This window comes from Nocardia sp. NPDC059228 (genome assembly GCF_042754245.1).
Taxonomy (GTDB): Bacteria; Actinomycetota; Actinomycetes; order Mycobacteriales; family Mycobacteriaceae; genus Nocardia.
The window spans coordinates 18347-24036 of the sequence record NZ_JBHZAL010000059.1 but is presented as its reverse complement, the minus strand read 5'-3'; the positions used below and the strand labels follow the sequence as shown (position 1 = coordinate 24036).

Sequence of the window (5690 nt, the reverse complement as noted above, 5' to 3'; positions counted from 1 at the left end):
CGCGATGCAAAGCCCCGACACCTTCGAACGCTCACTCCGAGCGGCTGCCGCCTGAAACTCGTAAGCCCCCTGTCCACCATCCGGGGGGAACCTCACCCCGCGCTATAGATGCTCGTCGTACCGGAACATTCTCGCACAGACGCGATCAATTCCGACTGCAGCGTGCCCATGTCGAGTGCCGTGGTAACACCATGTGCGGCAAGGAGGTCCAGCGTCTCGGGGCCATCGAGATGTACATGCGCGTCGATGAACCCCGGTACGAGAACGCCACCCCCGCCATCGACCGCCTGAGCGTCTCCGGCATCGGTACCGATCACCGAGCCGGCGATTACGACTGACGTCGGCTCGCCGATCGCACGACCGTTGAAGACACGAACATTCTTCAGCACGAGCTTTCCACCCACAGTCCCCCACATACCTCGCAGGCTAGAACACGTTCCAGGACAGAACAAGTTCGTACACAACCACGTACCAGCCACACATCTCGCGCTACCGCCTGGTCGCGCCGCTGCCTGGTGATGCACGCCAATCGGCAATATGGTGCGTGGCTCAGATCAGTAGTCCCAGTTGATTTCCAACGTTGGTGCGATGGCCGGTTCGGTCAGCGCGGGTAGCGGCATAGCGCGTTTTCGTCGATCCTGCTGAAGCCCGGATGGAAGCGGCCATGCCTCGCCGGGCACCGTACTCACCCCAATTCGGCACAGTGGTCGGCTATTCGGATCTGGGCCGGTTCAGGTTCTGCGCGAGATGAACATGATGTATTCGCAGGGAGCGTTCGTTCGGTTGGCGAAGCCGTGGTCCGCGTCGGCCTGGAAGAACAGGGAGTCGCCTGTGTTCAGGGTCTCGCTGATCCCGCCGATCGCGACGGTGAGGGTGCCTTCGAGCACCACGAGTTGTTTCTCCGTACCCGGCGGATACGCGGGCAGCAGCCCGGTAGAGACCTGTGCGGGGAGGTAGTGGGCGACCATCTCGGCTCCTCCCGCGCCCGGGGCCGCTGACACCATGTGCCGTTCGAAGCCGGTTTCGGGGTCACGGAAAACGGGGCGATCGTTCTTGCGCAGGACAACGGCCACACCAGACGCGGCAGCAGTCACCCCACCGATCAGGTCCGAGAGCGATGCGTCGAGCGCGTGGGCGATCCTGGACGCCACGCCGATCGTCGGGCTCTTCTCACCGCGTTCGACCTTGGACAGCATCGCCCTGCTGACCGACGACTGTATGGACAGCTGCTCCAGCGTCAGGCCCGCCTCCTCGCGACGTCGCCGCACGTTGGCGCCGAACGCGCCGGCCAGGTCGTCACCGGCCGCGTTTCCGTCTTGCTCGACCACCATGCTCCTCGATCGATGGGTACCTTGCTGTCCACAGTCTAGATTTCTCCTAAAGAAGATGTAGTCTTCTATCGAAGACACGCGATATGCGCCCAACACGACGGAGGTTCCATGCGTTTGATCTCGAGTGGCCGGCACCATGCCACGTTCGAATTCGGCGATCTGCAGGTGATCTCGTTGCGAGACGGATACATCGACATGCCGCCGACCCGGCTCCGCGACGAGGATGGGCGCGAGCTCATTGAGCTGCCGGCCGCCGTGCCGCTGGCCGGCGACAACTTGCGGCTGTCGGTCAACGCCTTCTTCGTCACCGACGGCGCGCGGTCGGTTCTCATCGACACCGGCGCATCCAACGTCTGGCACGACCCCACCATGGGGTTGATCTACGACGCGCTCGACGAAGCGGGAATCGACCGCGCGCGAGTCACCGACGTGGCCATCACCCACAGGCACGAGGACCACGTGAGCGGCCTGATCGCGCCGGACGGTGCAGAGGCGTTCACCGAACTCGAGCGCGTGTGGATCGGCGCGGGCGACACCTCGGTGTTCACGGGGCGGCTCGAGCCGATCCGCGACCGGGTCGTACCGGTGTCGGAGAAGGTCGCGATCAACGACTGGATCACCGCGATCCCGACGCCGGGCCACACCCCCGGTCACACCGTCTACGACGTCAGGAGCGGCACCGGCCACCTTCTCGTGTGGGGCGACACCGTTCACGTTCCCACACTCCAATTCGATCAGCCGAACGTGTCCTGGGAGCTCGATGGCAACCAGTCCCAGGCCCGCGCCGCACGAGCCGCCCTCCTCGAACAACTGACCCAGCCACACCACTTCGTAGCCGGCGCCCACCTCGACTCACCCGGCATCGCCCGCGTGACCCCCTCCGGCAATGGTTATGCGCTGGAATACCTCGCACCAGCAATCGGCTGATCGAGCCTGTCGGCTCCGGGGGCGCTCGCGATAGCGGCATCGAAAACATTTGCCACAAAAGGAAATCCGGCGACGACGCCGACGACGCCGCCAGCACCAAGCCCGCTTCAGTCACTACCGCCGCCGCGGTCGAAGGCGGGCCTACATTCTGATCGCTCATCAGCATGTGCAGATGGTTGAGATGTCATAGAACGCTACGGCACACTGAATGCCTCCGAAGCCGATGCGCTCGTGGCCGAAAACGGCGATGCCTCGCGCGCTCGGCATCGCCGTGCACGAGGCACGATCACTCAACGGACGCTGAGCACGAAATTCCAGCGCTTGTAGCCGAACCCATACAGCTTCGAGGGCCTTGTTGACCCCGTTGAGCGAAAGCGACTCGACGGCTTGGCGATTCGGCGGCAAGATCGACAATTATGAGCGATATCGCGCTGGTTACCGGCGGCAACCGCGGGATCGGCCGGGAAGTCTGCAGGCAGCTGGCCGAACTCGGGTTCACTGTGCTGCTGGGTGCGCGGTCGGAGGAAGCCGGGAAGACCGCGGCCGTAGAGGTGGGGGCGCTCCCGTTGCTGCTGGATGTCACCGACAACGCCAGTGTCGTGGCGGCAGCCCGGGAAGTGGAGGGCGTGCACGGTCGACTGGATGTCCTGATCAACAATGCCGCAATCACCTACGACACCTGGCAGCGCGCGGCGACCGCGGACCTGGCGGTCGTGCATGAGGCCGCGGAAACCAACCTCTACGGCCCCTGGCGCATGGTCCATGCCTTCTTGCCGTTGCTGCGCAAGAGTTCCCATCCCCGCATCGTGAACGTCTCCAGCGAAGCCGCCTCCCTCACCGGCATGGGTGGCGGCACCCCCGCCTACAACACAACCAAGGTGGCCCTCAACGCTCTCACCCGCATGCTGGCCGCCGAGCTGCGCTCCGACCACATCCTGGTCAACTCCGTCTGCCCGGGCTGGGTGGCCACCGATATGGGCGGCCCCGGCGGCCGTCCCGTCGCCGAGGGTGCGGCCGGAATCGTCTGGGCCGCAACCCTGCCCGACTCCGGCCCCACCGGGGGCTTCTTCCGCGACGGCCACCCCCTGCCCTGGTGACAGGTTTTCCCCAACAGAGGAGTTTCATGAAATACCTGGTCATCGGAGGCACGGGCCGCACCGGCCGGCAAGCCGTCGACCTGCTCCGCAGCCTCGGTCACGAGGTGGTCGTCGGCACCCGGCGTCCTCGGGACGAGCAGAGCATCGCGGTCGACCTGGCGAACCCGCTCGATCCCCGGATGCTGGCCGGCGTCGACGGCATCATCGTCTCGGTCGAGCCGCCCGTGGATGACGCAGCCGCCGACGCGGTGATGCACACCGGAGTCGGACAGCTCGCCGAACTGGCCGCCGCACAGAAGATCCCCATTGTTCTGATCTCCCAGATCTACATCACCCGCGCCGCCGAACATCCCGACATGGCAGGCATCATCCGCGCGCGCGGAGCCGGTGAGCAGGCACTGCGGAACAGCGGCGCACCCTATGCGATCGTCCGGCCCAGCTGGCTCACGAATTCACCTGCCACCGGTGCGCATCTCGAACAGGGCGATCGCGGCGACGGTCGCGTCAGCCGCGCGACCGTCGCCCAGGCAGCCGTCGCGGCCCTGCTCCACCCCGAATCCCAAGGCAAGACTTTCGAACTGTATGACGGTCCTACCCCTGTGAACTGGGCCACGGCGTTCACCGCCCTGACCGCCGATTGACCCGAACTGGCCGCCATCCGGCGTTGCGGCGCCTTCGGCCAACCCCGGATGGTAACGGCCAGTTGATTTTCCGTCCCTCGTGCTGGCCGGTTCGGTCAGCACGGTCAGACAATATAGTGCGTTGAGAGCCGCGCCTCCGGAGGCATCCGGTCGCGGCCGTGTGGGATCACGGGCAGTGGGCCGGCTGATCCTCCCGGGCCCTCACCCGGACAGTGACGACGGCGAAGACAGCGAAGTGATCATGGCTGAATCGGTCATCCGGCGCGTGGTCTGTCCGGGCTCCTTCGACCCGGTGACCAACGGCCACCTCGACATCATCGGCCGCGTCGCGACGCTGTTCGACGAGGTGATCATCGGCGTCGGCAAGAACGCCGGCAAACGCGCGCTGTTCACCGCCGAGGAGCGCATCGCCATGATCCGCAACGTCACCGGCGAATACCCGAACGTCCGCGGCGAGGCCATCGACGGGCTGCTCGTCGACTTCTGCGTGCAGCACGGCGTGCGCGCCATGGTGAAGGGCCTGCGCGCGGTGAGCGACTACGAGTGTGTCCGATCCCACACGCCCTGATTCACGTTGCGACCGGCCGAGTCTTGACTCGTATGAATCAAGATGATTCGATCTGAATCATCATGGTTCCAGTGAATCAACCGACAGTGGGCGTGACGGCGGCGGCAGTAGCCGCCGCGAATTCCGTTGCGCGCCAGTCGCACCCGCGCCAGCAGTTGGCCGCGGAGCTGCGCCGGTTGCGGGACATGGCCGGAATCTCCGGGCGGGAGTTGGCCAAACGAGTCGGAATCAGCCAGTCGACGTTGTCTCGGATCGAAGCCGGCCACGTGGTTCCCCCACTACCGCAGGTGCTGGACTGGGCCAAAGCGGTTGGGGCAGAAGCGAATTATCAGGAGTCTTTGCGCACTCTCACCGCAGCGGCGCACTCGCCCGAGGTGCAGGACTGGGCGGCCTCACTCGCAGAGCGCCCGCATTTACAGGACGACGTACGGGCATTCGAGGAGGACGCGCACATGGTGCGGAACTTCCAGCCCGCACTGGTGCCGGGTCTGCTCCAGACCGCCGACTACGCCCGCCGGGTGTTCGCCACTTTCGATCCGCCGTATGCGCCCGACGCTCTGGCGGCCGCGCTCGCCGCGCGCCTGGATCGCCAGCGTGTGCTGTACGACCCCGCGAAGCGCTTCGAATTCCTGATTACCGAAGCGGCCCTGCGCTTTCGGCCCGGCCCGCATCGCGTGCTCCTCGCCCAACTGGACCGGATCATCTCGATCGAGACCCTCGATACGGTCACCATCGGGGTGATTCCGCAGGATATCGAGGCGAGTACCACGATCCCGCACGGTTTCGTCATCTACGAGAACGAGGACCACGCACTCGCCTCCGCGGAACCGATTCCGGGAAGCATGGTCACTCGCGGCCCCGAACTTGTCGACGCCCATCGCCGCCGCTGGGCTGCTTTGACTCGAATGGCTTTGTTCGACACCGATGCCCGCGTATTCCTCGCCGAACTCCGGGACGAAATCCACGGAATCGTAACCAATTGACCTGTTTCCAGCGGCCGTCGAGGGGTCGGCCGCACGTGGGGGTGGTGGGGGGGCGCTTCGATGAAATAACCGTAAACATCGAAACCAGCGAAAAAAAGAAACAAGAAAATAACCCAACACCACATTCAACAGAAACAAAACAA

The 5690-nt window shown here is 65.0% G+C and carries 6 protein-coding genes and 1 pseudogene; 5 read left to right on the top strand and 2 right to left on the bottom strand.

Features of this window, described 5'->3' with window-relative positions:
- Positions 1-92: 92 nt before the first annotated feature.
- Positions 93-389 carry a hypothetical protein gene (locus tag ACFXKA_RS40820; RefSeq protein WP_379431579.1) on the bottom strand — a complete coding sequence of 99 codons (297 nt, stop codon included), beginning with the start codon at positions 387-389 and terminating at the stop codon, positions 93-95.
- Positions 390-731: 342 nt separating this feature from the next.
- Positions 732-1331, bottom strand: coding sequence for a helix-turn-helix domain-containing protein (locus tag ACFXKA_RS40815; RefSeq protein ID WP_379431578.1), 600 nt, complete (start codon positions 1329-1331; stop codon positions 732-734).
- A 108-nt stretch (positions 1332-1439) separates the two neighbouring features.
- On the opposite strand from ACFXKA_RS40815, the gene ACFXKA_RS40810 reads away from it, so the two are divergent.
- The 5 genes and pseudogenes from ACFXKA_RS40810 (at position 1440) to ACFXKA_RS40790 (ending at position 5547) form a co-directional block, all read left to right on the top strand.
- On the top strand, positions 1440-2258 hold the full coding sequence (locus ACFXKA_RS40810) for an MBL fold metallo-hydrolase (RefSeq protein ID WP_379431577.1): 819 nt from the start codon (positions 1440-1442) through the stop codon (positions 2256-2258).
- Positions 2259-2674: 416 nt separating this feature from the next.
- Positions 2675-3355 (top strand): SDR family oxidoreductase, encoded by a 681-nt coding sequence (locus tag ACFXKA_RS40805; RefSeq protein WP_379431576.1) that lies wholly within the window; start codon positions 2675-2677, stop codon positions 3353-3355.
- A 26-nt stretch (positions 3356-3381) separates the two neighbouring features.
- On the top strand, positions 3382-3996 hold the full coding sequence (locus ACFXKA_RS40800) for an SDR family oxidoreductase (protein ID WP_379431575.1): 615 nt from the start codon (positions 3382-3384) through the stop codon (positions 3994-3996).
- Between the two features lie 241 nt (positions 3997-4237).
- Positions 4238-4540 (top strand): annotated as a pseudogene (gene coaD / locus ACFXKA_RS40795) (pantetheine-phosphate adenylyltransferase); the annotation flags it as partial.
- Positions 4541-4626: 86 nt separating this feature from the next.
- Complete coding sequence (locus ACFXKA_RS40790; RefSeq protein WP_379431574.1) at positions 4627-5547, top strand: helix-turn-helix domain-containing protein; 921 nt, start codon at positions 4627-4629, stop codon at positions 5545-5547.
- Positions 5548-5690: the final 143 nt, after the last annotated feature.